Origin of the sequence: Ruegeria sp. R14_0, assembly GCF_017743975.1 — a bacterium.
In the GTDB taxonomy this organism is placed as follows: Bacteria; Pseudomonadota; Alphaproteobacteria; order Rhodobacterales; family Rhodobacteraceae; genus Ruegeria.
Genome location: NZ_JAGHRC010000007.1, coordinates 125,534 through 150,358, shown reverse-complemented (window position 1 = coordinate 150,358; position 24,825 = coordinate 125,534). Strand labels below are relative to the sequence as shown.

Here is a 24,825-nt window from a genome sequence, read left to right as displayed (position 1 = left end):
ACTTAAAGTCAACAGATTTCCAAAGTGACCAAGCGTCCGTTTGGACGTCGGGAAACAGGTTGCTTGACTCAAACCGGCTAGACCCGCTAGCGATGGTGGGATGGTTCTCGCCTCTTAACCGGGGCGGGATGAAAAGGGAACACGGTGCGGTCCTGCCCGGCAATGCCGAAACGGACCAAGGCCGCGACTGCCCCCGCAACTGTAAGCGGTGAGCAATGCCGGAATACCACTGGCCGAAAGGTTGGGAAGGTCGGCAAAGCGATGACCCGCAAGTCAGGAGACCTGCCATCAAAGACAAAACCGAAACTCGGGCGGGGTGTCCGGGCAGGTCTTCAGTTAGCTGAGACACCTGTTCCACGTCCCCCGTCCATCGCGCGGAGGGCGCATCATGATCTGGAAGACACATACGCATGAGTTCACGGCGACTCTGTGCCAGAAAACAGGAAAACCCTGTCCGGCGCTGGCCCAATTGGCGCGCGCCATTACTCAGGCGATGGCCGCGGCACAGCCGGTGACCACGAACGAATTCGAAATGGACGGATCAAGCCAGTTAAGCCATTGCGGCGAGGGTTGCACAGCGCGCTTTCGCGCCAGCCCGGCCCGGATCAGGGTCTATTGCGGGGCAAATGCCGAAGACTCCGCCGAAACGTTGGAGGACTATGCGGATATGATGTTCGGGGCGGATTTTGCCATCTTGCCAGCGGGTGCGTTGACCACTGCACCCTGCGCCATGCTTGAGGCGCAGGCTTTGGCACCACGTCCGTCGCAAGAAACCGCACAGCAAATTCCGGCCTGATCGGCCCTCACGGACTGTGCTGGGTCAGATGCATGGCCCAATCCATCTGCGGGACGGTTTCCACGGCGCAAGGCCGAGTCGCGCGCAGGCGCGCAAGGGCTTGCGCGGGCGCCTCACCGCTTTCGATCATCAACCTCAGCACGACCATGCCGGACCGTCCGCAGCCACCCCGGCAATGGACCAACACGCGCCCGCCACGGGCCAAAACCTGCCGGGCCGAAGCGCTGGTCTCGGGCCAAAGGGCCTGAATCGTCGGGGGCGGCGCTCCGAAGTCTTCAATCGGCAGGTGCTGCCATCCCGCAGAGACACTTTGAACATCGTCGCCAAAACCAGCCGCTCCGGCCTGCTGCATTTCAGCTTCGGTGGTCATGGAAATCACAAGATCAGGGTCCCAATTGCGCACCACACTCAGATCGTGGTCATAGGCACCGCCCGCGCCGGGCAAGGGCGACAGCGCCAGTTGGCCGGGGCCAACGTCGAGGGCATGGATTTCGAATTCTGCCAAAGCGGTGCTCCTTCGTGCATGGCGGGATTCGTTGGTCACTTCCTTCCTTCAATACAAACCAAACCGAAATTCCTACAACCCTGCTGTGGACGCGGGCGACGCGGGTCTCTACGCTGCATCCCTGTTACGAATCCGACAGAGCAGATATGACCGAAACGCCCAGCACCGCCTATCAGGTTCTTGCCCGCAAGTACCGCCCCGAGACCTTTGCAGATCTGGTTGGACAGGACGCAATGGTGCGCACGCTGAAAAACGCGTTTGAGGCGGATCGGATCGCGCAGGCCTTCATCATGACCGGCATTCGCGGCACCGGCAAAACGACCACGGCGCGGATCATTGCCAAGGGAATGAACTGCATCGGGCCGGATGGCAACGGCGGCCCGACGACCGAGCCCTGTGGCAAGTGCGAACATTGCGTGGCCATCATGGAGGGCCGTCATGTCGACGTGATGGAAATGGACGCCGCCAGCCGCACCGGTGTGAATGATATCCGCGAGATCATCGACAGTGTTCGGTATCGCGCTGCGTCTGCCCGCTACAAAATCTACATCATCGACGAAGTTCACATGCTCTCGACCAGCGCCTTCAACGCGCTGCTCAAGACGTTGGAAGAACCGCCTGAGCATGTGAAATTCATCTTTGCGACGACCGAGATCCGCAAGGTTCCGGTGACCGTCCTGTCGCGTTGCCAACGCTTCGACCTGCGCCGGATCGAACCCGAGGACATGATCGGCCTTTTGAACAAGATCGCGGCCGCCGAAGGGGCACAGATCGCCGACGATGCGCTGGCCCTGATCACCCGCGCGGCTGAGGGATCGGCCCGCGATGCGACCTCGCTGCTGGATCAGGCGATCAGCCACGGTGCGGGCGAAACCAGTGCCGATCAGGTGCGGGCGATGCTGGGTCTTGCCGACCGGGGCCGCGTATTGGACCTGATGGACATGATCCTGCGCGGCGACGCGGCGGGTGCCTTGACTGAGTTAAGCGGTCAATACGCCGAAGGGGCCGACCCGTTGGCTGTACTGCGCGATCTCGCGGAAATCACTCACTGGGTGTCCGTCGTCAAAATTACGCCGGACGCTGCCGAAGACCCCACCGTCTCACCCGACGAGCGTGCACGCGGCCAGCAAATGGCCGAGGCGCTGCCAATGCGCGTTTTGACCCGGATGTGGCAAATGCTGTTGAAAGCGCTGGAGGAGGTGTCCGCCGCGCCCAACGCGATGATGGCGGCTGAAATGGCGGTGATCCGCCTGACCCACGTGGCAGATCTGCCCAGCCCGGAAGAGTTGATCAAACGACTGCAAGATGCGCCACCACCGCCGCCAAACGGTGGCCCGGGCGGGGGTGTCGCTGTGCCGTCTCATGCCGCGGTACAGGCGACGTCATCGACACAGGTTGCGCCACAGCGCGGACCGGCGGGCGCACCAACAGCAGCACTGGCTCAGGACGTCCAGACCGCGCTGGCCCGATTTCCGACCTTCGAACACGTGGTGGAACTGATCCGCACCAATCGGGACGTCAAGCTGCTGGTCGAAGTCGAAAACGGTGTGCGTCTCGTCTCGTATTCCCCGGGCCGGATCGAGTTTACCCCGACGGACAACGCCCCGACCGATCTGGCTCAACGGCTCGGCTCGGCCCTGCAGCGTTGGACCGGAAACAGGTGGGCTGTCTCAATCGTCGCGGACGGGGATGCCGCCACGATCGCCGAAATCCGCGACGCAGCCGATCTGGCGCTAAAAGCACAGGCCGAACAGCACCCGCTGGTTCAGGCCGTTCTGATGCAATTCCCTAAAGCCCGCATCAAACGGATCGAAACACCCGAAGAACGCGCCGCCAAGGTTGAAACCGAAGCCCTGCCTGAGGTCGAAGACGAATGGGATCCATTCGAGGAGGATTGATACTCACGCTTATCGCAACAGAGGCGGCGGCTGAGGTCTGCGACAAAGAGAGGCCACTCTGGGACCCTGCATCAGGTCCAGCTTCGATGGTAGATGAACTCGTCGCGTTGACCGTCACTCCGCTAGGGCTTGTAATTCTGGCCCTCAGTGTGGTTGCGTTCAAAACTAGGCGGCGCATTCTGAAATGGGCAACAGCCGCGTTCTGGTTTCTGGCCTCCATCACGGTTGCTGCAAATTACTACGGCCCAGTTCTGGATGATGTCAGATGGGAAGCTATGCGCGAAGGTTGTATTGGATCTCCCCTCTTGTTCGTCGGCCTTGCAATTGCAATATGTGCCACACTCATTCACGGCGCACTGCGCCCCCGCAACTAGGAGAAAACCAATGCTCAAAGGACTCGGCGGTCTGGGCGATATGGCCAAGATGATGAAATCCGCGCAGGATTTGCAGACCAAGATGACGGATATGCAGGAAGAGCTGAACAACATGATGGTTGTCGGCGAATCCGGTGCAGGTCTGGTCAAGGCCACTGCCACGGCCAAAGGCGAGCTGAAAGGTCTCGATATCGACCCGTCTATCTTCAACGGCGACGACAAAGAAGTCGTCGAAGACCTGATTCTGGCCGCCATCAAAGATGCGCAAACCAAAGCCGCTGAACGGTCGCAGGAAGAAATGGCCAAGCTGACCGAAAGCATGGGCTTGCCAAAAGATATCAAGCTGCCATTCTGATCTTCATCTTTTCTAAAATACTCCCGCCGGAGGCGTCCTTCGGCGGACCACAGGGCAGGCCGTGAGTTCGAACAGCGACATCGACAATCTGATCGACCTGATGGCCAAGCTGCCGGGCCTCGGCCCGCGCTCAGCCCGCCGTGCCGTACTGCACCTGATCCGCAAACGCGGCCTGCTGCTGACGCCTTTGTCGGACGCGATGCAACAAGTGGCCGTAACCGCTCGTGAATGTTTGAACTGCGGCAATGTCGGCACCGCCGATATCTGCGACATCTGCAATAGCGAGGCCCGCTCAACCGGAGAACTCTGCGTGGTAGAGGACGTTGCCGACCTCTGGGCGATGGAGCGCGCAGGCGTCTTCAAAGGCCGCTACCACGTGCTGGGCGGAACACTGTCGGCCTTGGACGGGGTCGGCCCGGACGAGCTGCGCATTCCCCGCCTCAAGGACAGGGTACTGGCAGAAGGGATTTCCGAAGTTATTCTTGCCCTGAATGCCACAGTCGATGGCCAGACCACCGCCCATTACATCGCCGATCAACTAGAGGGACAGGTCCGCCTGACCTCACTGGCGCAGGGCGTGCCGATCGGGGGCGAGTTGGACTATTTGGATGACGGAACGATTTCGGCTGCGCTGAGGGCGCGAAAAGAGCTCTGAGCCGTGCGATACGACAACAAACAGAACGCTCTTGCCCCTTCCGGTTGCACACCAAAGTCTGTTCCGCTTCTCAGGTGTAAGCACCTGACGAATAAGTCAATTCATAGGAATGGCTGTATATCTCGAAGACGATTCCAAATGGGTCTTCGACATAGACCATGCGATAGGGTTTCTCTCCGGGATAATAGTATCGGATCGGCATCCGTTGTTTGCCACCCGCTGCAACGATTTTTTCTACCAGGCCTTCGACATCCGGGTCTTGGATGCAAAAATGGAACGTACCATTCTGGCGAAAGTCGATATTGTTTTCCGGTACATAATTCCCGTGAAATTCGAAAAGCTCGAACCCGATCCGATCAGCCGTCGCGAGATGAGCAATACGTAGTTTTTTCCATTCCGGACCAAACACATCAGTGCACATAACACCGATATCCGTATCATCCTCTACCACGTCCGTTGGCGGCATGATTACATAGAAGCCAAGGACTTCGGAATAGAACTTTACAGCCTCGTCAACGTCAGGGACGGACAATCCAATGTGAGAGAATGTTCTTGGATGTTGTGGCATGACTCACTCCTTGGTTTATAATGAAAACTATAGTGTCGCAGTCTAGTTTCAATCGCCTGACCGGCGAGGCACAGCCGGGTTCCGCCAGGCGCACAGGTCTTCTTTCGCAGCCGCATCAGTCGAGAATGGCCTTTGCCACCTGCACCCGACGTGTACTATGATTGTGGCCCTAACCATTTGATATTGGGAACCGTTATGACACGCCTTCTCGCCCTCACCCTTGCCGCTTTCACCGCCACCTCGGCCCTAGCCCAAGACCTCATCGACAAGGGCTTTGTCGAAGGTTGGAACATCATGATGGACCCTGCGCTTGGAAACGGGTGTCTGATCCAGACGGTGTATCAGGACCTCTCGGTCGTGCGGCTGGGCTATGACGCGCTGGACAATCGCGGCTATTTCGCCGTCTACAACAAGGCGTGGGGCGACATTAAACAGGGTGAGAGCTATCCGATCCGGTTCGATCTGGACGGCAAAAGCTATGACGCCACTGCGATCGGCTTCAATCAGCGCGACGTGCCCGGCGCGACGGTGTTTTTTACTGACCGCAGCTTCGTGAATGCGATTGCCCAAAACAAAACCATGACGGTCTATAATCCGGCAGGTGAAGTGGTCATGGCGATTGATCTGAAAGGCACCGCCAAAGCGCTGGAATACGCGCGGGATTGCCAGAACCGGAAACTCTAACGAATCGGATCAAATAGTGCGTCCTTGGCTGCGCAGTCCTTGATCACGTCGCGCCCGCAGGGGACAGGATCGAGGTCGCGGGACAGGCACAGGCGGACCTCTTCGATATAGCCTTGCTTGCAGGTTACGGTAACCATGTCGCGTTTGAGGCCGGGATTGGCATTGAGAAACGCTTCTTCCACGACAGATGCGGGAAGTTTGACTGACGTATCCAGTTTGCGGAACACCTGCGGGCGTTCAACCATCCCATAGGCCTGCCGAGACAGAGCAAAGTAGTCCCGCGCCGACAGTCCTGAACAGGTTCCGTGTTTTTTCCACTGATGCCAGGCCAATCCTGACGAGCCCTGAATATCCGTCATTTCGCGGGTCATCGCGCGCGACGGTGGGGCTTCGGGCGTGCGGCAGAACGCAGGCCAGCCCTGATGATACTGGGGCCAAAGCCCGTGCAGAATCCACCCGTGGTCGTGGCGCGCATCGCATTGATCAGACCTGCGCGCATCACCCTCGCGTGCGCACCAATTCGGCGACCAGCTGAGCGACAGGACATAGTAATCAAACTCACCTGCCTTTTCGCCATCGGCCTGCGCGGCTAGCGCACCGAACAGTCCCAAAACCAACCCCAGAAACCCTTGGCGCATTCGCCTCTTCCCTTCTTGCCTCAGCGCGACTATATACGGGCCAAGTTCCCCGACAACGGAAACCTGCCCCAAGACCACGGGGCCGCCGAATTCCGGCGACGGGACAGATGTATTTATAGGAGACGGGCTGATGGCAAAACCGCTTATGGCCAAGGCAACAGCCGTATGGCTGGTGGACAACACCACGATCAGCTTCAAGCAGATCGCGGATTTCGTAGGCATGCACGAGCTTGAAGTGCAGGGCATTGCAGACGGTGACGTGGCTGCGGGCGTCAAAGGATTTGACCCCATCGCCAACAACCAGCTGACCCAAGAAGAGATCGACACGGCGCAGAACAACCCGCTGCACAAGCTGAAGCTCAAGTTCAACCCGGCCGCGTCGGGTGAGGAAAAGCGCCGTGGCCCGCGTTACACGCCTCTGTCCAAGCGTCAGGATCGCCCGAACTCGATCCTGTGGCTGGTCAAGTTCCACCCCGAACTCAGCGACGGCCAGATCGCCAAGCTGGTGGGCACCACTAAGCCGACCATCCAGTCGATCCGCGAGCGCACCCACTGGAACATCGCCAACATGCAACCGATCGATCCGGTTGCCCTTGGCCTGTGTAAGCAGTCCGAGCTGGACGCCATCGTCCAGAAGGCAGCCGCCAAGAAAGCAGCTGAAGGCGGCGTCATGAGCGATGACGAGCGCCGCAAGCTGGTCTCGACCGAGCAATCGCTGGAAATGGACGCCGCACCCAAGATCCCAACGGCCATCGAAGGTCTGGAGACCTTCTCGCTGTCGGATGAGCCTGAGGCAGAGAAAGAAGAAGAGTCGGTTATCGATGCCGACAGCTTCTTCAACTTGCCCAAAGGTGGTGCGGACGACGAAGACGAAGACGATCTGCGCCCCTGATGCACAGACGGCCCCGGCCTGAACGGACCGGGGCTTTTTGCACGAGAATCCCATGCTGAACGTTCTTTCCAAACTGTTTGGACCGCACCGCGCCGTTTCGATCTATGCTTTTGCGAAAACCTGGGGCTTGCCCATTCTCGGTGGTGTAAGCCTGATCATAGTCGCCGCCGGGTTGCTGATCCTCAACGACAGTGGTGAGCATGAGCACGAGGCCTTCATGACGGTCGATGTCCTGTCGGCCACTCCAATCAACGGTGATCTCAAGAACGGCGTTATCGCGTCGGTCAGATTGCCAGACGGATCGGCAACGTCGATCACCTCGACCGAGGCTCCGATTTCGCAAACGGTTGGTACAACGGCCTGCATCGAAAAACGTGTTTACGTCGACAGTGGCGAGGCGAGGTACCGGTTCAAGCTACCGCGCCATTGCAAAGCCAGTTAAAAACGACGCCCGGCGAAAACACCGGGCGTTGTTTTGTTCAGATCATCTGGAACACAATGCCAGAGATGATGGCCCCTGTGATCCCCAGCGCCAGGTAGGTCGCAAAGACCCTCGGTTTCACCAGTGACCAGACGGCGGCCATGGCCGGGATTGAGCTGACTGCGCCTGCGACCATGAAAGACATCGCAGCGCCCGCGCTCATCCCTTGTTCCGTCAGCCCTGCCAGAAGCGGCGGCGCGACGTACGAGTTCAGGTAGGCGGGCATCCCGACCAGTGCCGCGATGACGATGGGCACAACGCCTTCGCCGCCAACAACGCGCGCGATCAGATCGGCGGGAACATAGCTAACCAGCAGCGCCTCGAGCACATAGGCCAAAGCCAGCCATTTCAGCAGGAACAAACCGTTGTGAACGAACTCTGACCGGAACCTCTGACGGCGCTCGGGTTCTTGCCAGAACTTCCAGACGGGCTTGTCGTCCTGTTTGGGTCCACACCCACAGCAGCTGGCTGGCTTGTATTCACGCAGAGGCTGGGCAAAAGCCCCGCTGCGCATCAGCGCGCGCACAGCAAATCCACCGAAAAGACCCAGCGCAACCGCGGCAATGGCCTTGCCGATTGCAAAGGGCCACCCCAAAGCACCCGCGGTGATCAGAAGGGTCGGTGGGTCAATCAGTGGTGAGCTCAGCCAGAACGCCATGACCGCCGACAAAGGCGCGCCGAGCGCAAGCAGACCGGCGATAAACGGGATCACCTCGCAGGAACAAAATGGGGCAAGCCCACCGAACAGCGCGGCCAGAAAGATCATACGGGTCTCACGCCCTTCGAACGCGCGCGCGACCATGACCTCGGCACCCGTTGCCTTGAGGTAAGACAGCAGAAGCACCGCAAACAGGATGTATTGGCCAGTATGGGCCAGCGCCTTTACCGCGAACGTAACAACCTCAGGCCAGTTCCCGGGGTCCAGAATGGCAACCAGTGCCAGAATGGCCACGATAAGGGCCCAGGGGGTCTTGATCAGGTCAACGGCAACTTTCGCCGGTGCCTTCGGGTTTTGTGTCAGCTCAGCCATCGTTCGCGACCTTTCCTACTTCGTCTACGCAGCATTCGCTGAGGATGAACTGTGCGAGGCTTCGCAGTTCGTCATAGTTCGCGCGGTTGATGGTGCTACGCCCAACTTTTTCCTGTTCAACGACCCCACCAGCTGCGAGAAAGCGCAGGTGATGGGCGAGTGTCGAAGGCGCGATGCCTGTTCTGTCCTGAATCTCTCCCACCGTCAGACCGGTCTGGCCGGCCCGAACCAATGTCTTGAGAACCTTTAGCCGAGCCTCTGAGCCCATGGCTGAAAACCCTGCGGCAGCTGTTTCCCACATCTGCATACTCCAATAAACTAGATTTCTAGTTATTTAGGGTAATCATTTTCCAACGTCAACGGTTTTGTTCAAGAAGAGTCACGGAAGCGTTAAGTCCAGATTGCTCTCAACTTAAGTCCACCCTATAAGGCCCCATGGGCATATCGGTCGACACATTCTTTCTTGAGCTGAACGGAAAAGGCACTCTGCAGGCACAGATCCAGCAGATGATCGCCGAAGGTATTCTGTCGGGACGCTTCCATGTTGGAGAAAAACTACCCTCGTCTCGCAAACTGGCGGCGCATCTGGGGGTCAGTCGGATCACGGTGACGCTGGCCTATACCGAATTGCTGGCCAATGATTACCTGACGGCCAAAGGGCGATCGGGGTACTTCGTGTCGCACAACGCGCCGGTTCCACCAAAATACACGCCGGTTCAGAAACGGGACGAAAACGTCGACTGGAGTTCAGCCCTGGCGCGCAAGTTTTCCGGGGGCGATGTGCTGACCAAACCCAGTGATTGGCGCGAATACCGTTACCCCTTCATCTACGGTCAGGCCGATCGCAAACTGTTTGATCACGCGAATTGGCGTCTATGTGCGGTGCGGGCTCTGGGGCACAAGGATTTCGCATCGCTGACCGGGGACTATGTGGATCAGGACGATCCGCTTTTGATCGAGTTTATTGCGCGCCATACCTTGCCCCGCCGCGGCATCGCGGCCCGTCCCGAAGAGATCCTGATCACGATGGGCGCGCAGAACGCCTTATGGCTGGCCTCGCGTATCCTGTTGAACCGCAACCGCACGGCGGTGATCGAAGACCCCTGTTACTATGCGCTGCGGGATTTGCTGAACCGATCCGATTGCAAGATTACGTCGGTGCCGGTGGACCGCGATGGGCTGCCGCCCGAGATGCTGCCGGACGAGACAGACGTGATATTTACCACGCCCAGCCACCAAAGCCCGACAACCGCGACCATGCCAGTCGATCGGCGGAATGAACTGCTGCGCCGCGCACGCGAGCTGGACGCCATGGTGGTCGAGGATGATTATGAATTCGAATTGTCCTTCCTTGGCGCGCCGTCGCCCGCGCTCAAGTCCATGGACCGCGACGGTCGGGTGATCTATGTGGGCAGCTTCTCGAAGTCGCTGTTCCCCGGATTGCGCCTTGGCTACATTGTCGGGTCCGAGCCCTTTATCCGCGAAGCCCGCGCCCTGCGGTCGCTGGTTTTACGGCACCCGCCGGGTCACATTCAGCGCACAGCGGCCTATTTCCTGTCACTGGGTCACTACGATGCTCAGATTCGACGTATGTCCAAAACCCTTGCTCTTCGGCGCGAGGCGCTGGATATCGCGGTCGAGCAGCACGGCCTGACTGTCGCCGGTCGGGGCATTATGGGCGGGTCATCCCTGTGGATGTCAGCACCCGAACATGTCGACACCACCCGCCTTGCGCGCGATCTGCAAAGTCAGAGCGTCCATATAGAACCCGGCGCGCCGTTCTTCAAAGGCCCGCAACAGCCGCGGAATTTTTTCCGCCTCGGCTACTCGTCTATCAGTCGGGATCGCATTGCGCCGGGGGTAAAACTGATCGCGGATGCCATCCGATCTGCCTGACAGGTTTCTGGACCTATCCCGGTTAACGTTCTGGCCCTAACGCCGCTTGGCCCCATGCGCCAAAACCGTACCAAAGGCGGGTGCTGTGCCCGAACCTTTCCTCAATTGTGCGGAGAACACTCAGATGAAAATGACCACTGAAGAGGCCTTTGTTAAGGTACTGCAAATGCACGGTATCGAACATGCGTTCGGTATCATCGGCTCGGCTATGATGCCAATTTCGGACCTGTTCCCGAAAGCTGGAATCAACTTTTGGGACTGCGCCCACGAAGGTTCTGGCGGCATGATGGCTGACGGCTACACCCGCGCCACCGGCAAAATGTCGATGATGATCGCGCAAAACGGCCCCGGCATCACCAACTTCGTCACAGCTGTCAAAACCGCATACTGGAACCACACTCCGGTTCTGCTGGTCACTCCGCAGGCCGCCAACAAAACCATTGGTCAGGGCGGCTTTCAGGAGATGGAGCAGATGCGCATGTTCGCGGACTGCGTTGCCTACCAGGAAGAAGTACGCGACCCCTCGCGTGTTGCCGAAGTTCTGAACCGCGTGATCATGAACGCCAAGCGCGCCAGCGCCCCGGCTCAGCTGAACATCCCGCGCGACATGTGGACCCAGGTTGTCGACATCGAACTGCCCAAGATCGTTGAATTCGAACGTCCTTCGGGTGGCGAAGATGCGGTTGCTGCGGCGGCCGAAATGCTGTCGAACGCGAAGAACCCGGTCATCCTGAACGGTGCCGGTGTTGTTCTGGCCGAAGGCGGCATCGAAGCGTCGAAAGCTCTGGCCGAGCGTCTGGACGCTCCGGTCTGCGTTGGCTACCAGCACAACGACGCTTTCCCCGGCTCGCACCCGCTGTTTGCTGGCCCGCTGGGCTATAACGGCTCGAAAGCCGGTATGGAGCTGATCTCGGAAGCGGACGTTGTTCTGGCTCTTGGCACCCGTCTGAACCCGTTCTCGACCCTGCCCGGCTATGGCATCAACTACTGGCCTGCAGATGCGAAGATCATTCAGGTCGACATCAACCCTGACCGCATTGGCCTGACCAAAGACGTCAGCGTCGGCATCATCGGCGACGCGGCCAAAGTGGCCAACGGCATCCTGTCCCGCCTGAGCGACACCGCGGGTGACGAAGGCCGCCAAGAGCGTAAGGACCGTATCGCCCAGAAGAAATCCGCATGGGCGCAGGAACTGACCTCGATGACGCACGAAGACGACGATCCGGGCACCACCTGGAACGAGCGTGCACGCGCAGCCAAGCCTGACTGGATGAGCCCCCGTATGGCATGGCGCGCGATTCAGGCCGCACTGCCGAAAGAGGCGATCATCTCGTCCGACATCGGCAACAACTGCGCCATCGGTAACGCCTACCCGTCCTTCGAAGAAGGCCGCAAGTACCTGGCACCTGGCCTGTTCGGCCCCTGTGGCTACGGCCTGCCTGCCATCGTTGGCGCGAAAATCGGTCAGCCGGACGTTCCGGTTGTCGGCTTCGCCGGTGACGGTGCGTTTGGTATCGCCGTGAACGAACTGACCGCAATTGGTCGTTCGGAATGGCCTGCTGTGACCCAGATCGTCTTCCGCAACTACCAGTGGGGCGCGGAAAAGCGTAACTCGACCCTGTGGTTCGACGACAACTTCGTCGGCACCGAGCTGGACACTCAGGTTTCCTATGCCGGAATCGCGCAAGCCTGTGGCCTGAAAGGCGTTGTCGCCCGCACCCAGGAAGAGCTGACCGATGCGCTGAACCAGGCGATCGAAGATCAGAAGAACGGTATCACCACTCTGATCGAAGCTCTGATCAACCAGGAACTGGGTGAGCCCTTCCGTCGCGACGCGATGAAGAAGCCCGTTCCGGTTGCAGGCATCGACGCTTCGGACATGACCCCGCAGGTCGAGGCATAAGCGCGTGAAGCCACTGCGCACAATTCTCGGAGCTGCCAGCAGCTCCGACAAGATCATCGCCCTTGCTGAGGGCGATGATCCACGTGTTGTTGAAGGCGCTTTGAAAGCCCGCAAAGAAGGTGTCGCACGCATCATTCTTGTAGGTGACAAAGCCAAAGTAGCTGAACTTCTGGCCGAACAGGCCGGTCAGGATGTGGACGGTATCGAAATCCATGATCCGTCGGATTCCCCCCATGCCGAGGATTTTGCAACCGAGCTGTATGAGCGGCGCAAACATAAGGGCATGACGCCTGAAAAGGCCGCCGAGGAAATCAAACACCGCCTGAACTACGCTGCGATGCTGGTGCATATGGGCGTTGCTGACGGAACCGTTGGCGGGGCTGTTGAAACCACATCTGCCACGGTACGCGCCGCGTTGCAGATCATCGGCAAAGCTCCGAGCTCGGCCATGGTCTCCAGCTTTTTCCTGATGCTGTACTGCCGCGACCATCACACGGTTCAGGGCGCACATATCTTTGCCGATTGCGGTCTGGTTGTTGATCCAAACGAACAGGAACTGGCCGAAATTGCCCGGGCCTCTGCCGCGTCATACGAGGCGCTGACGCATGAGACGCCCCGCGTTGCGATGCTGTCCTTTTCGACCAAAGGCAGCGCAAAACATCCCAAGATCAGCAAGGTCTCCGAAGCGCTAGAGATTGCAAAATCCGCCGACCCGGATCTGCTGATCGATGGCGAGCTGCAATTCGACGCCGCCTTCGTCCCCGAAGTGGCCGCCAAAAAGGCCAAGGATTCGCCCCTGCGCGGCGAGGCGAACGTTTTCGTCTTCCCCAACCTTGATGCGGGCAACCTGGGCTACAAGATCGCCCAGCGTATCGGCGGGGCCGAAGCGATTGGCCCCATCCTTCAGGGGCTTGCAAAGCCGGCCAATGACCTTTCACGCGGATGCTCGGCCGAGGATGTTCTGCACATGATCGCGGTGACGGCCGTACAGGCGGAATCATCCCAATCCCGGACAGACGTCTCGTAAATCCGGCTCAAGCGAAATAGTGTTCCGATCATTCGCCTTTGCAAAGACTGATCGGATCAAAAGCCACAGGGACCAGAAATGAACCAGCCAATCATTAATACCTCTCCCAAGGTCTCTGACGAGGTCAGAAAAACCACCTGCTACATGTGCGCCTGTCGCTGCGGGATCAATGTGCACATGAAAGACGGTAAGGTTGCCTATATCGAAGGCAACCGCGATCACCCGGTCAACAAAGGCGTGTTGTGCGCCAAAGGTTCGGCGGGGATCATGCAGGTCAACGCGCCCTCGCGTCTGCGCGCGCCGCTGAAACGCGTCGGTCCCCGCGGTTCGGGCGAGTTCGAAGAGATCAGCTGGGATGAGGCGCTGGACATCGCCGTTGGCTGGCTCAAGCCAATCCGCGAAGACAACCCCGAACGGCTGGCGTTTTTTACCGGCCGCGACCAGAGCCAAAGCTTCACCAGCTTCTGGGCCCAGAACTTTGGAACCTGCAACTACGCGGCCCATGGCGGGTTCTGCTCGGTCAACATGGCCGCTGGCGGCATCTACACGATGGGCGGGGCGTTCTGGGAATTCGGCCAACCGGACTGGGACCACACAAAGCTGTTCATGTTGTTCGGTGTGGCCGAGGACCACGATTCGAACCCGATCAAGATGGGCATCGGCAAGATCAAGGCACGCGGCGCACGTGTGATCGGCGTCAACCCGATCCGTTCCGGCTATAACGCCGTTGCGGATGATTGGGTCGGAATCACACCCGGCACCGACGGCTTGTTCATCCTGTCGATGATTCACGTGCTGATGAAGGCGGGTAAGATCGACCTGGACTACCTCAGCCGCTACACCAATGCGCCGGTTTTGGTTGACGCCTCCGAAGGACCGACCAAAGGTCTGTTCCTGCGCGATGAGGACGGCAAACCACTGGTCGTTGACCGCAACACGCGCGAGCTGACGGCATTCGACAAACCGGGCGTCCGCCCTGACCTGTCGGCGACCTACGAAAAGGATGGCGTCACCCACCGCCCGGTTTTCCACCTGATGGCCGAACGGTATCTGAGTGACGAATACGCGCCCGAGGCCGTGGCCGAGAAATGCGGTATCCCTGCCAAGCGTATCCGTGCCATCGCGGGCGAGCTGGCCCGTGTTGCCTTTGACGAGGCGTTCGAGCTGGATCGCGAATGGACCGATTTCCGCGGCGAAAAGCACACCAAGATGATCGGCCGCCCCGTCGCAATGCACTCAATGCGTGGCGTATCGGCCCATGCCAACGGCTTCCAGACCTGCCGCGCACTGCATGTCCTGCAGATCATCCTCGGCACGGTCGAGGTTCCCGGCGGCTTCCGCTTTAAACCGCCCTACCCCAAACCGGTCGAGGCGCACCCCAAGCCGCATTGCAAGGTGACACCGAATACACCGCTGGACGGCCCGCATCTGGGCTTTGTTCAGGGACCGGACGATCTGGCGTTGAAAGCAGACGGCAGCCCGGCGCGGATCGACAAAGCGTTCACTTGGGAAAACCCGATGTCCAGCCACGGGCTGATGCACATGGTGATCTCGAACGCCCATGCGGGTGATCCCTATAAGATCGACACGCTGTTCATGTATATGGCCAACATGTCGTGGAACTCGACCATGAACACCAAGGGTGTCATGGATATGCTGACGGACAAGGATGAGAACGGCGATTATGTGATCCCGCATATCATCTATTCCGACGCCTATTCCTCGGAAATGGTGGCCTATGCCGACCTGATCCTGCCCGACACCACTTATCTTGAGCGTCACGACTGTATCTCACTGCTAGACCGCCCGATCTGCGAGGCGGATGCCGCAGCCGACGCAATCCGCTGGCCGGTGATCGAACCCGACCGGGATGTCAAAGGTTTCCAGTCGGCGCTGATCGAACTGGCCAACCGGTTGGAGCTGCCCGGTTTCACCCACGAAGACGGTTCCGCCAAATGGGTGGATTACGCCGACTACATCGTCAATCACGAGCGCAAACCCGGCATTGGCCCGCTTGCAGGTTTCCGGGGTGAAAACGGTGACAAGGAAGGCCGTGGCGAGGTCAACCCCGACCAGTTGAACCGCTATATCGAAAACGACGGTTTTTACGTGGCACACATCCCGGAAGGCGCGGACTACTACAAACCTTGGAACACCGCCTATCAGGATTGGGCCGTCGGTATGGGCATCTATGACAGTCCGCAGCCCTACCTGTTCCAGCTGTATTCCGAACCAATGCGGAAATTCCAGTTGGCCGCCGAAGGACATGGCGAACGCCAGCCTCCGGAACACCTGCGGGACCGCATCAAGGAAACCCTGGACCCGATGCCGATCTGGTATGAAACCGACCAGACCGGCAACGAAGGCTTCACCGTGAACGCCCTGACTCAGCGCCCAATGGCGATGTATCACAGCTGGGGCACACAGAACGCGTGGCTGCGCCAGCTGCACGGTCGCAACCCGCTCTACGTACCGACCAAGCTGATGCGGGAACATGGGTTGCAAGACGGCGATTGGGCCAAGGTGACCTCTCCGCATGGCGAGATCACGGTGCCTGTCATGGAAATGGCGGCGCTGAACGAAAACACCGTCTGGACCTGGAATGCCATCGGCAAACGCAAAGGTGCCTGGGCCCTGCAAGAGGACGCACCCGAAGCCACCAAAGGCTTTTTGTTAAACCACCTGATCCACGAGCTTCTGCCGCCCAAGGGCGATGGCTTGCGGTGGGCGAATTCTGACCCGATCACCGGTCAGGCGGCTTGGTTTGACCTCAAAGTCAAAATCGAAAAGGCCGCGCCGCCTTCGGATGCAGAAAGTCAGCCGGAATTCGCTCCGATCAAATCCCCGGTCGGCAAAGGCCCTAAAGACCTGGCATGGAAGGTGGGCAAATGATCCGATCCGCTCTTCATCTGGCCAAAAATATCCCGGGGTCTGGGGCAGAGCCCCAGCCCGCCCTCACCACTAAAGCAGAGGCAAGGCAGTCATGACCCAGCTCCCCACTTCCACTGACCGCAAAATGGGTCTGGTCATCGACCTGGACACTTGCGTTGGCTGCCATGCCTGCGTGATCTCGTGCAAAGGCTGGAACACCGAAAACTACGGCGCGCCCCTGTCCGATCAGGATGCCTATGGAGCGAATCCATCCGGCACCTTCCTGAACCGGGTGCATTCCTACGAGGTACAGCCCGCCGAAGGTCACGCCCAACTGATTCATTTCCCCAAATCCTGTCTGCATTGCGATGACGCACCCTGCGTCACCGTTTGCCCCACCGGGGCCAGCTACAAACGGGTCGAGGATGGCATCGTTCTGGTGAACGAAAGTGACTGCATCGGCTGTGGCCTGTGCGCGTGGGCCTGCCCTTACGGCGCGCGGGAACTGGATCAGGCCGAAGGCGTGATGAAGAAATGCACGCTCTGCGTCGACCGGATTTATAACGAAAACCTGCCCGAAGTTGACCGCGTTCCGTCCTGCGTACGCACCTGCCCGGCCGGAGCCCGTCACTTTGGCGATCTTGGCGATCCGGACAGCGATGTCAGCAAACTGGTCGCTGACCGGGGGGGCATGGACCTGATGCCCGAAATGGGCACCAAGCCCGTCAACAAATACCTGCCGCCGCGCCCCAAGGACAATGTCGAAGACCAAATCGACATCCTCGCGCCGCTGTTGGCCCCGGTCGCTGAAGAGCCCAAAGGGTTCCTTGGCTGGCTGGACAAGACTCTGGAGAAGCTCTGATGCATCCTGCACCCTCAGTTATCATCTTCACAACCCTGTCGGGGCTTGGCTTTGGCCTTCTGTGCTTTCTGGGCCTGGGCCTGCCGGACGTCTCGGGTTGGGTTGCCTTTGTGTTTTTTGCTATCGCCTATGCGCTGGCGGTGGGCGGGCTCGTGGCCTCTACGTTCCACCTAGGCCACCCGGAACGGGCATGGAAAGCCTTTACCCAATGGCGATCCAGCTGGCTCAGCCGCGAGGGCTGGTGCGCAGTCATCGCGCTGATTGTTATGGGGCTTTATGCCATCGGCGTCGTCTTTCTGGACCAACGGTGGAGCCTTTTGGGCTGGATCGGCACGCTTTTCTCGCTGGGTACCGTCTTTACGACCTCAATGATTTATACGCAGCTCAAGACCATTCCGCGCTGGAACATGAACCTGACACCGGCCATGTTCCTGAGCTTCAGCCTTGCAGGCGGCGCGCTGTTGGCCGGACAAACACGCATCGCGTTGCCGCTGTTGCTGGTCGCTGCGCTGGTGCAGATCCTGTATTGGAAAAAGGGCGACACAGCACTGGCGGAGTCGGGCACCAATTTAGGCACCGCAACGGGTCTTGGTGATCGCGGCACCGTACGCGCCTTCGAGCCGCCACACACGGGAACCAACTATCTGCTACGTGAATTCGTACACGTCGTTGGCCGCAAACATGCCGAAAAGCTGCGCATCATCGCGTTCGTATTGGCCTTTGTCCTGCCGATCGTGCTGTTGCTTTTGCCGTTCAGCCACTTCCTGGCTCTGTTGGCCGTGGCTTCACATCTGGCGGGCGTTGCCACCTCGCGCTGGCTGTTCTTTGCCCAAGCCGAACACGTGGTTGGGTTGTACTACGGGAAACGGTAGGGGGCTCTGCCCCCGTCGCGGCAAGCCGCGCCTCCCCCGGGATATTTTTTGCCAGATGAAGTCTGGATCCGGCACAAAAAAGGGCGGCGCTCGAAGTTCGAGGCCGCCTTTCTTTTTTTTGAGATTGAGTCAGAGCAGTCCAGCGTGAGCCATAGCCGCATCAATTGCGGATTTGGTGCTGGCCTCCAAACCGGCCAGGGGTGAGCGCACTTCTTCACTGCACAACCCCAATTTGCTGAGCGCATACTTCGCACCAACGAGCCCGGGCTCGATGAAAATCGCTTCGTGCAGCGGCATCAGGCGGTCCTGATACTCGAGCGCTTTGGCGTAATCGCCGTCTAGCGTAGCCTGCTGGAATTCGGCACACAGCTTGGGTGCAACGTTCGCCGTGACCGAGATACAGCCAACGCCACCATGCGCATTGAATCCAAGTGCCGTCGCATCCTCGCCGGACAACTGGCAAAAGTCCGCGCCACAGCTTGCGCGCTGCTGGCTGACGCGCACCAGATCACCGGTGGCGTCTTTCACACCGATGATACGCGGCAGTTTTGCAAGCTCGCCCATGGTTTCGGGGGTCATGTCGATGACCGACCGGCCGGGGATGTTGTAGATGATGATCGGGATGTCCGCACAATCATGCAGCGCACGGAAGTGCATCAGCAGACCCTTCTGAGTCGGCTTGTTGTAATAGGGCGTCACGACCAGGGCAGCCGCCGCGCCAACCTGCTCGGCGAATCGGACAAAGCGAATGGCCTCAACCGTGTTGTTTGACCCGGCACCGGCAATAACGGGAACGCGACCAGCAGCAGCTTTGACAACCTCTGCCACGACGGTCTCATGCTCTTCATGGCTCAGCGTCGGGCTTTCACCAGTGGTTCCAACAGGGACCAGCCCGGTCGAGCCTTCCTGAATCTGCCATTCGACCAAACGTTTGAGCGTATCCAAATCCAACTCGCCGTTTTCGAACGGGGTGACGAGGGCTGGCATAGAGCCTTTGAACATGACACGCTCCTTTGGTGCAGTTTGTATTTTTTGCGTCGCGGAAGATCAGGAATATCGCTTTCTTGAGTTGATCCCGACGGCGCAAGGTTTATCCTGAATGGCTCTATCCTTGGTTTGTTGGGGAATGCAAGGGATGACACGCTTTCTGGCGGTTTTGGTAGCCGCGATTCTGGTTTCGGGCACACAGGTGCGGTCCGACGCAGCTGGTGATCTGCGAGCAGGTATGAATGAAATGCGCAAGGGCGACTGGAATGCAGCCCTGCGCGTGTCCGGTACGCGCGGGTCGGTGACGCGGGACATCATTGTCTGGCACTGGCTGCGTGAAGGATTTGGAAGCTCTGGCGATGTTCTGGTGTTTCTGGACCGCCGCCCGGATTGGCCGGGCCTGGCCTGGCTGCGCCGCAAGAGCGAGCCGGTGTTCACCGGGGCAGACCCGGACCGGGTTCTGAAGTTCTATGCCGATGTGCCACCGCAGACTGCCGAAGGCGCGTTGAACTATGCGGTCGCGCTGAAGGCCAAAGGTCGCCAGGGCGACGCTGAGGCGGATATCGTCACCGCCTGGCGGACGATGCCCATGGGGTCCGGCCTGCAGAAAGACTATCTGGAAAATTTCGGTAAGCTGCTGAAACCCCATCACGCCGCGCGTTTGGACCGGATGCTATGGGACAATCATCTGATTAGCGCGGGACAGATGCTGCCATTGGTCGACTCGGACCAGCGTAAGCTGGCCGAGGCGCGGATCGCCCTGCAGAAACGGCAGCCGGGCGTCGACGGCAAAGTGGCCGCGGTTCCGAAATCACTGGCAGATTCACCCGGATTGGCCTTTGACAGGTTTGTCTGGCGCGACAGGAAAGAACTGGACGACAGCGCAATCGACCTGATGCTGGCACGCTCGACCGATCCTGATGCCTTGGGCGAACCGGACAAATGGGCCGAAGGACGGCGACGTCTGGCCCGGCTCGAGATGCGAAATGGCGACCCCAGCCGTGCGTACGATATTGCCGCCAATCACCACATGACGCCTGAAATGGGTTATGGCTATGCAGATCTGGAGTGGCTTTCCGGCTTTCTTGCCTTGCGCAAACTGAACGATCCGGCCACGGCCGTCCGGCATTTCCAGAATTTCTCGGGCGCGGTGAAATCTCCGATCTCGAAAGGGCGTGGCGGATACTGGTTGGGGCGCGCTTATGCAGCGCAAGGCGATGCCGACAAGGCGTATGACGCCTATGCGACCGGCGCGGATTACCAGACGTCTTTCTATGGCCTGCTGGCCGCAGAACAGATCGGGCGGCCTTTTGATAGCGAATTGGCCAACCCGCGACGCGCTCCGCATTGGAAACAGGCTGAGTTTTCGAACTCCAGCGTGCTGGAGGCCGGGCTGCTGTTGCTGAAGGCGGGTGAAGACAATCTGTCGGAACGTTTCCTGACCCACCTGGTCGAAGAGCTGGACCCGGTTCAGGCCAATCAGCTTGGCGATCTGGTGATCGAACTGAAACAGCCGCATCTGGCCGTGATGATCGCCAAACGCGCAGCAACGTATGGCACGGTTCTGCCCGCGGCTTACTATCCGGTTCACCCGGTTGCCGACATGGGGCTGCCCATGGCCAAAGAGATGACGCTGGCCATCGCGCGCCGAGAAAGCGAATTTGATCCGGTTGTTGTCAGCGGTGCAGGCGCGCGCGGGCTGATGCAGGTCATGCCCGCCACGGCCAAGCTGGTTGCCAAGGAACTGGGCATTCTAAGCGGCCACAAAACGAACAACCTGACCTCGGACTGGCAATACAATGCCAAGCTAGGCGCGAACTACCTGTCGGGCCTCGCCGCCGATTTCAACGGCAACGTCGTAATGATGTCGGCAGGGTATAACGCTGGTCCGCGCCGCCCGATCTCGTGGATGGCGCGCTATGGCGATCCGCGCGCGGGTGAGATCGACGTGGTTGATTGGATCGAGACGATTCCGTTCAGCGAAACCCGAAACTATGTGATGCGCGTGGCGGAAAGTCTGCCGGTCTATCGCGCCCGCTTGGGCGAGCCTGCTCTGCCCATTCCATTTTCGCAGGAACTGGTCGGCTCAACGTTGGCGTCTTTCGCGCCATAGGGTGAACAGACCAGCGGCCACAACCAGCGCTGCGCCCATAACCACCTCGGGGCGCAGCGTCTCGCCAAAGACAGAGATGCCAAGAATGGCGCTCCAGACCAGATGGAAATAGGCGAAGGGTTGCACCGCGCTGGCCTCGGCCATTTCATAGCATTTGATCAGCAGCCAGTGCCCCAGAACGCCGCTCACGCATAGCAGGGCCATCCAGGCCCAGTCGGCTTGTTCCATCGGCTCCCAGAACCACATGCCAACCAGAGTCATGGCGACCGCACCGCTGACACCCGTCCAGAAAAAGCTGGTGGCCGTACTGTCGCGACGCGACGCATAGCGCGTCAGCAATCCGTAGACCGCGAACATCAAAGCAGAAATCAGCGGGACAATGGCCCAAGGGTTGAACACGCCAACACCGGGCTGCAGGATGATCAGGACCCCGATACAACCGACACCGATCGCAGCCCAACGCCGCCACCCAACCTGTTCACCCAGTACCGGCCCGCTGAGTGCGGCAACCAGCAACGGGTAGCAGATAAACACGGCCATCGCGTCGATCAGGCCAAGAACCGTGAAACTAAATACGGCGACGCAGATCTCGGCGGCCAAAAGCACACCGCGGAAGATCTGCAGTTTGAGCTGGCTGGTCCGGGTGGTTGCCTTCAGCCCTCCGGGTGCGCGGGCGGCCAAGGCGATCACGAAGGCTGCAAAGAACCAGTACCGTACCATCACCACCATGTAGGTGTTGTACGTACCGGCCAGATGGCGCGAGATACCGTCTTGCAGTGCAAAGACGATGGTCGCCCCGATCATCAGCGCAATACCAGCGCGTGTGTTATTCTGCTGTGTCACTGTTTCACCGCGCGCGTCATATGGCGTTTGCGGCCATAGCCGGATGTGCGGGTAACGACGAACCCGGCTTCCTCCAATCCGCGCCGCACGAAACCCGCAGCTGTATAAGTGGCCGCCGTACCTCCTGCTGCGGTGTGATCGGCGACGTGCTGCATCAGATCCGCGCCCCAAAGCTCGGGGTTTTTGGCTGGAGAGAACCCGTCCAAAAACCACGCATCCGCCGAACCCACCCATGCGGGCAAGGTTTGGCGCGCATCGCCTTCAACAACCTCCAGCCGCAGCGTGCCCAGATCGCAGGTCCCGCCCTGCCATTGCGCCAGGAACCGTTCCGACCACGGCGCGAGTTCGGGAAAGGCCGCCAGCGCGCGGTCCATATCCTCTGTGTCCATCGGGAACGCTTCAAAACTGGTATAGGACAAGGGCGTGGTGTGGCCCGCCTTCTCCCATTCCGACCAGACGGTCAGCATGTTCAGGCCGGTGCCAAAGCCCAGCTCGGCTATGTGAAAACCGGACGCGAACCGCGCGGGCAGGTCATTGCCTGCCAGAAACACGTGCCGCGTCTCTTGCAGCCCGTTTTGCAACGAAAAATACGGGTCGTCAAAACGATCCGAGACGGGGATCTGATCCTCGGTCCAAGTCAGTTCGGCACGCTGGTCTGCCATCGGGGAATCCTGTAGCTAAGCGGCGCGACACTGAACAAGGAAAAGGGGAATGGCAATGGTCGATGTGACGGTGCGTGGGGCTGGCATCTTTGGCCTGTCCATCGCATGGACCTGCGCCCGGCGCGGCGCCAAGGTTCAGGTCGTCGATCCGTTTGGCCCCGGGGCGGGGTCCAGCGGCGGTCTGGTCGGCGCGCTGGCCCCGCACGTGCCCGAGAACTGGAATGCGAAGAAGGCCTTTCAGTTCGACAGCCTGATCATGGCTGAACCGTTCTGGAAACAGGTCGAGACGACGGGTGGAGTTTCACCCGGATATGCAAGGCTGGGCCGGCTGCAGCCTATCGCCGATGATCGCACGCTTGACTTGGCCCGTGCCCGTGCGGGCACGGCGGCAGATCTGTGGCAGGGTCGCGCAGAATGGCGGGTGGTCGAAACCGCTGAGGTCGGCGCCTGGTGCCCGCCCAGCCCCACAAGCTTTGTCATCCACGACACCCTGAGCGCCCGCATGCATCCCCGCCGCGCCTGTGCCGCGCTGGTGGCGGCTTTGGCTGTGATGGGCGTCGAGGTCGCGACCGAAGCGCCGGACCAGGGGCAGGTCGTCCACGCGACCGGATTGGCCGGGTTGCAGGAGTTAAGCGACGCGTTGGACAAAACTGTCGGCAATGGCGTCAAAGGACAAGCCGCGCTGTTACGGTTCGACGCGGGTGAGGTGCCTCAGTTGTTTGCGGACGCGATCCATTTCATTCCCCATGCGGATGGCACATTGGCGATCGGCTCGACCTCAGAAAGAGACTATGACGACCCGACCAGCACGGACGCAGCGTTAGACGATGTGTTGGACCGCGCCATGCGAGCGGTTCCGGTTCTGCACGGCGCAGAGGTCATCGAACGATGGGCAGGTGTGCGCCCGCGCAGCAAAAGCCGTGCGCCGATGTTGGGCGCGCATCCCTTGCATGAGGGACAGTTCATCGCCAACGGAGGCTTCAAGATCGGCTTTGGCATGGCCCCGAAAGTAGCCGAGGTCATGGCCGATCTGGTTCTGGACAACCGCGACACGATCCCGGGTGATTTTCGGCCCGAGGCGTCACTCTGACCGCAGCAGCGCCTCGGCGGTCATGCATTGTCGGCCATCGGGTCCGCGCACCCACATCGCCTGACCGTTCCGACACAAGGTGGCCGTTTCGAAATGCATCAACGGCGACGACGCGCGGAATGAAAACTCGGCCAGCGGTCCCATCAGGTCTTCGGCAAACAGCATCAGAAGCTGGGCTAGCAGCGGGCCATGGACAACCAGCCCGTCATAGCCTTCGACGTCGCGGGCATAGTCCAGATCATAATGGATACGGTGCCCGTTAAAGGTCAGCGCCGAGTAGCGGAACAGAAGCGTGGAGTCGAAAGCGACCTCACGCTGATCGGTTTCATCCGTACGCGCCACGGGGGGAGTGGGTTTGATGTCCGTCTTTGAAGGGTCTTGCCGATAAACCAGATCTTGCCATTCGGTCAGGCAAAGATGGTCGTCCTGTGAAACCTCATGCCGCAAGGTGACAAAGCCCAGAGGTCCTGTTCGCCCGGTTTTTGAGGTTGCGCTTTCTTGCACGGACGCCCGCTGGGCCGGTGAACCCGCGACCAGCGGTTTGTGAAACTGCAGACGACCCCCGGCCCACATCCGGCGCGGCAGGCCCATGTCTGGGATCAGACCGCCCCCGACCTTCGGATGCCCGTCCCGACCCAAATCTTCAGGTAGCTGTGGTGACCAGAAGTACAGCTGGTGGAAAAAGGGTGGCAACGGGTCGCCCGCCTCAATCCGTTCCTGAAACCCCAGTGCCGCCTGCAGCGCGGCGGCGCGGGCCGGGTCCATCACATCGGTCTGCATTTCCTGAGTCATAGCGGCAGACTAGGCAGACCAATGCGACCCG

Annotated in this window: 25 protein-coding genes and 1 riboswitch; of the genes, 16 read left to right on the top strand and 9 right to left on the bottom strand. The window is 59.8% G+C overall.

Going from position 1 to position 24,825, the window contains the following annotated elements; genetic code table 11:
- Window positions 1-84: 84 nt before the first annotated feature.
- Window positions 85-305: riboswitch (cobalamin riboswitch) on the top strand.
- Window positions 306-388: 83 nt separating this feature from the next.
- Window positions 389-796 (top strand): hypothetical protein, encoded by a 408-nt coding sequence (locus tag J7416_RS18190; protein WP_209226840.1) that lies wholly within the window; start codon window positions 389-391, stop codon window positions 794-796.
- 7 nt (window positions 797-803) lie between these two features.
- Here J7416_RS18190 and J7416_RS18185 read toward each other — a convergent pair whose 3' ends face one another.
- Window positions 804-1,301, bottom strand: a complete 498-nt coding sequence (locus tag J7416_RS18185) for a protein-tyrosine phosphatase family protein (RefSeq protein WP_209226839.1) — start codon at window positions 1,299-1,301, stop codon at window positions 804-806.
- 146 nt (window positions 1,302-1,447) lie between these two features.
- On the opposite strand from J7416_RS18185, the gene J7416_RS18180 reads away from it, so the two are divergent.
- The 4 genes from J7416_RS18180 (at window position 1,448) to recR (ending at window position 4,583) form a co-directional block, all read left to right on the top strand.
- Complete coding sequence (locus J7416_RS18180) at window positions 1,448-3,199, top strand: DNA polymerase III subunit gamma/tau (protein WP_209226837.1); 1,752 nt, start codon at window positions 1,448-1,450, stop codon at window positions 3,197-3,199.
- An 86-nt stretch (window positions 3,200-3,285) separates the two neighbouring features.
- Window positions 3,286-3,573, top strand: coding sequence for a hypothetical protein (locus J7416_RS18175; protein ID WP_247744368.1), 288 nt, complete (start codon window positions 3,286-3,288; stop codon window positions 3,571-3,573).
- A 10-nt stretch (window positions 3,574-3,583) separates the two neighbouring features.
- Window positions 3,584-3,928 (top strand): YbaB/EbfC family nucleoid-associated protein, encoded by a 345-nt coding sequence (locus J7416_RS18170; RefSeq protein WP_209226835.1) that lies wholly within the window; start codon window positions 3,584-3,586, stop codon window positions 3,926-3,928.
- Window positions 3,929-3,989: 61 nt separating this feature from the next.
- Window positions 3,990-4,583 carry a recombination mediator RecR gene (gene recR, locus J7416_RS18165; protein ID WP_209226834.1) on the top strand — a complete coding sequence of 198 codons (594 nt, stop codon included), beginning with the start codon at window positions 3,990-3,992 and terminating at the stop codon, window positions 4,581-4,583.
- 70 nt (window positions 4,584-4,653) lie between these two features.
- On the opposite strand, the gene J7416_RS18160 is transcribed toward recR, so the two are convergent.
- Window positions 4,654-5,151, bottom strand: a complete 498-nt coding sequence (locus J7416_RS18160; RefSeq protein WP_209226832.1) for a lactoylglutathione lyase family protein — start codon at window positions 5,149-5,151, stop codon at window positions 4,654-4,656.
- 195 nt (window positions 5,152-5,346) lie between these two features.
- On the opposite strand from J7416_RS18160, the gene J7416_RS18155 reads away from it, so the two are divergent.
- Window positions 5,347-5,835, top strand: a complete 489-nt coding sequence (locus tag J7416_RS18155; protein WP_209226831.1) for a hypothetical protein — start codon at window positions 5,347-5,349, stop codon at window positions 5,833-5,835.
- On the opposite strand, the gene J7416_RS18150 is transcribed toward J7416_RS18155, so the two are convergent.
- Window positions 5,832-6,473, bottom strand: coding sequence for a ribonuclease T2 (locus J7416_RS18150; protein WP_209226830.1), 642 nt, complete (start codon window positions 6,471-6,473; stop codon window positions 5,832-5,834). The two genes, J7416_RS18155 and J7416_RS18150, sit on opposite strands and share 4 nt — an antisense overlap.
- 130 nt (window positions 6,474-6,603) lie before the next feature.
- Between J7416_RS18150 and J7416_RS18145 the strand changes: the two genes are divergently transcribed.
- Complete coding sequence (locus J7416_RS18145) at window positions 6,604-7,365, top strand: DUF1013 domain-containing protein (protein ID WP_209226827.1); 762 nt, start codon at window positions 6,604-6,606, stop codon at window positions 7,363-7,365.
- A gap of 52 nt (window positions 7,366-7,417) precedes the next feature.
- Window positions 7,418-7,807, top strand: a complete 390-nt coding sequence (locus J7416_RS18140) for a hypothetical protein (RefSeq protein ID WP_209226825.1) — start codon at window positions 7,418-7,420, stop codon at window positions 7,805-7,807.
- Window positions 7,808-7,844: 37 nt separating this feature from the next.
- Here J7416_RS18140 and J7416_RS18135 read toward each other — a convergent pair whose 3' ends face one another.
- Together J7416_RS18135 and J7416_RS18130 are read right to left on the bottom strand one after the other, a co-directional pair.
- Entirely contained in the window at window positions 7,845-8,876 is a 1,032-nt protein-coding gene (locus J7416_RS18135) for a permease (protein ID WP_209226823.1), read from the bottom strand.
- Window positions 8,869-9,177, bottom strand: a complete 309-nt coding sequence (locus J7416_RS18130; protein ID WP_209226822.1) for a metalloregulator ArsR/SmtB family transcription factor — start codon at window positions 9,175-9,177, stop codon at window positions 8,869-8,871. Before J7416_RS18130 ends, J7416_RS18135 begins: the two co-directional genes overlap by 8 nt.
- A 134-nt stretch (window positions 9,178-9,311) precedes the next feature.
- On the opposite strand from J7416_RS18130, the gene J7416_RS18125 reads away from it, so the two are divergent.
- The 6 genes from J7416_RS18125 to J7416_RS18100 all read left to right on the top strand — a co-directional run bounded on the left by J7416_RS18125 (window position 9,312) and on the right by J7416_RS18100 (window position 18,307).
- A complete protein-coding gene (locus J7416_RS18125) occupies window positions 9,312-10,772 on the top strand; it encodes a PLP-dependent aminotransferase family protein (protein WP_209226821.1) in 1,461 nt (486 codons plus the stop codon).
- Window positions 10,773-10,896: 124 nt separating this feature from the next.
- Window positions 10,897-12,675 carry a sulfoacetaldehyde acetyltransferase gene (xsc, locus tag J7416_RS18120; protein WP_209226820.1) on the top strand — a complete coding sequence of 593 codons (1,779 nt, stop codon included), beginning with the start codon at window positions 10,897-10,899 and terminating at the stop codon, window positions 12,673-12,675.
- Between the two features lie 4 nt (window positions 12,676-12,679).
- Window positions 12,680-13,702, top strand: a complete 1,023-nt coding sequence (gene pta, locus J7416_RS18115; protein ID WP_209226818.1) for a phosphate acetyltransferase — start codon at window positions 12,680-12,682, stop codon at window positions 13,700-13,702.
- A 78-nt stretch (window positions 13,703-13,780) separates the two neighbouring features.
- Window positions 13,781-16,594: a molybdopterin oxidoreductase family protein gene (locus tag J7416_RS18110; protein ID WP_209226817.1), complete on the top strand. Its 2,814-nt coding sequence runs from the start codon at window positions 13,781-13,783 to the stop codon at window positions 16,592-16,594.
- A gap of 91 nt (window positions 16,595-16,685) precedes the next feature.
- Window positions 16,686-17,435, top strand: a complete 750-nt coding sequence (locus J7416_RS18105; RefSeq protein ID WP_209226816.1) for a 4Fe-4S dicluster domain-containing protein — start codon at window positions 16,686-16,688, stop codon at window positions 17,433-17,435.
- On the top strand, window positions 17,435-18,307 hold the full coding sequence (locus tag J7416_RS18100; RefSeq protein ID WP_209226814.1) for a DmsC/YnfH family molybdoenzyme membrane anchor subunit: 873 nt from the start codon (window positions 17,435-17,437) through the stop codon (window positions 18,305-18,307). Before J7416_RS18105 ends, J7416_RS18100 begins: the two co-directional genes overlap by 1 nt.
- Window positions 18,308-18,436: 129 nt before the next feature.
- On the opposite strand, the gene dapA is transcribed toward J7416_RS18100, so the two are convergent.
- Complete coding sequence (gene dapA, locus J7416_RS18095; protein ID WP_209226812.1) at window positions 18,437-19,309, bottom strand: 4-hydroxy-tetrahydrodipicolinate synthase; 873 nt, start codon at window positions 19,307-19,309, stop codon at window positions 18,437-18,439.
- A gap of 133 nt (window positions 19,310-19,442) precedes the next feature.
- Between dapA and J7416_RS18090 the strand changes: the two genes are divergently transcribed.
- Window positions 19,443-21,407 (top strand): lytic transglycosylase domain-containing protein, encoded by a 1,965-nt coding sequence (locus tag J7416_RS18090; protein WP_209226810.1) that lies wholly within the window; start codon window positions 19,443-19,445, stop codon window positions 21,405-21,407.
- Here J7416_RS18090 and J7416_RS18085 read toward each other — a convergent pair.
- Entirely contained in the window at window positions 21,381-22,250 is an 870-nt protein-coding gene (locus J7416_RS18085) for a DMT family transporter (RefSeq protein ID WP_348540294.1), read from the bottom strand. The two genes, J7416_RS18090 and J7416_RS18085, sit on opposite strands and share 27 nt — an antisense overlap.
- Window positions 22,247-22,912 (bottom strand): tRNA (5-methylaminomethyl-2-thiouridine)(34)-methyltransferase MnmD, encoded by a 666-nt coding sequence (gene mnmD / locus J7416_RS18080; RefSeq protein WP_209226809.1) that lies wholly within the window; start codon window positions 22,910-22,912, stop codon window positions 22,247-22,249. Before mnmD ends, J7416_RS18085 begins: the two co-directional genes overlap by 4 nt.
- 49 nt (window positions 22,913-22,961) lie before the next feature.
- Between mnmD and J7416_RS18075 the strand changes: the two genes are divergently transcribed.
- Window positions 22,962-24,002 (top strand): FAD-dependent oxidoreductase, encoded by a 1,041-nt coding sequence (locus tag J7416_RS18075; RefSeq protein ID WP_209226807.1) that lies wholly within the window; start codon window positions 22,962-22,964, stop codon window positions 24,000-24,002.
- Here the strand turns inward: J7416_RS18075 and J7416_RS18070 are convergent.
- A complete protein-coding gene (locus J7416_RS18070; RefSeq protein ID WP_209226806.1) occupies window positions 23,994-24,794 on the bottom strand; it encodes an acyl dehydratase in 801 nt (266 codons plus the stop codon). The two genes, J7416_RS18075 and J7416_RS18070, sit on opposite strands and share 9 nt — an antisense overlap.
- Between the last annotated feature and the right edge of the window lie 31 nt (window positions 24,795-24,825).

Coding starts and splice junctions, on each gene's coding strand:
- J7416_RS18175 (WP_247744368.1), top strand. CDS start 3,286: ATGGTAGATGAACTCGTCGCGTTGACCGTCACTCCGCTAGGGCTTGTA.
- J7416_RS18170 (WP_209226835.1), top strand. CDS start 3,584: ATGCTCAAAGGACTCGGCGGTCTGGGCGATATGGCCAAGATGATGAAA.
- J7416_RS18110 (WP_209226817.1), top strand. CDS start 13,781: ATGAACCAGCCAATCATTAATACCTCTCCCAAGGTCTCTGACGAGGTC.
- J7416_RS18155 (WP_209226831.1), top strand. CDS start 5,347: ATGACACGCCTTCTCGCCCTCACCCTTGCCGCTTTCACCGCCACCTCG.
- J7416_RS18140 (WP_209226825.1), top strand. CDS start 7,418: ATGCTGAACGTTCTTTCCAAACTGTTTGGACCGCACCGCGCCGTTTCG.
- J7416_RS18070 (WP_209226806.1), bottom strand. CDS start 24,794: ATGACTCAGGAAATGCAGACCGATGTGATGGACCCGGCCCGCGCCGCC.
- J7416_RS18190 (WP_209226840.1), top strand. CDS start 389: ATGATCTGGAAGACACATACGCATGAGTTCACGGCGACTCTGTGCCAG.
- J7416_RS18075 (WP_209226807.1), top strand. CDS start 22,962: ATGGCAATGGTCGATGTGACGGTGCGTGGGGCTGGCATCTTTGGCCTG.
- xsc (WP_209226820.1), top strand. CDS start 10,897: ATGAAAATGACCACTGAAGAGGCCTTTGTTAAGGTACTGCAAATGCAC.
- J7416_RS18100 (WP_209226814.1), top strand. CDS start 17,435: ATGCATCCTGCACCCTCAGTTATCATCTTCACAACCCTGTCGGGGCTT.
- mnmD (WP_209226809.1), bottom strand. CDS start 22,912: ATGGCAGACCAGCGTGCCGAACTGACTTGGACCGAGGATCAGATCCCC.
- J7416_RS18125 (WP_209226821.1), top strand. CDS start 9,312: ATGGGCATATCGGTCGACACATTCTTTCTTGAGCTGAACGGAAAAGGC.
- J7416_RS18150 (WP_209226830.1), bottom strand. CDS start 6,473: ATGCGCCAAGGGTTTCTGGGGTTGGTTTTGGGACTGTTCGGTGCGCTA.
- J7416_RS18145 (WP_209226827.1), top strand. CDS start 6,604: ATGGCAAAACCGCTTATGGCCAAGGCAACAGCCGTATGGCTGGTGGAC.
- J7416_RS18135 (WP_209226823.1), bottom strand. CDS start 8,876: ATGGCTGAGCTGACACAAAACCCGAAGGCACCGGCGAAAGTTGCCGTT.
- J7416_RS18130 (WP_209226822.1), bottom strand. CDS start 9,177: ATGTGGGAAACAGCTGCCGCAGGGTTTTCAGCCATGGGCTCAGAGGCT.
- dapA (WP_209226812.1), bottom strand. CDS start 19,309: ATGTTCAAAGGCTCTATGCCAGCCCTCGTCACCCCGTTCGAAAACGGC.
- J7416_RS18105 (WP_209226816.1), top strand. CDS start 16,686: ATGACCCAGCTCCCCACTTCCACTGACCGCAAAATGGGTCTGGTCATC.
- J7416_RS18090 (WP_209226810.1), top strand. CDS start 19,443: ATGACACGCTTTCTGGCGGTTTTGGTAGCCGCGATTCTGGTTTCGGGC.
- J7416_RS18160 (WP_209226832.1), bottom strand. CDS start 5,151: ATGCCACAACATCCAAGAACATTCTCTCACATTGGATTGTCCGTCCCT.
- J7416_RS18180 (WP_209226837.1), top strand. CDS start 1,448: ATGACCGAAACGCCCAGCACCGCCTATCAGGTTCTTGCCCGCAAGTAC.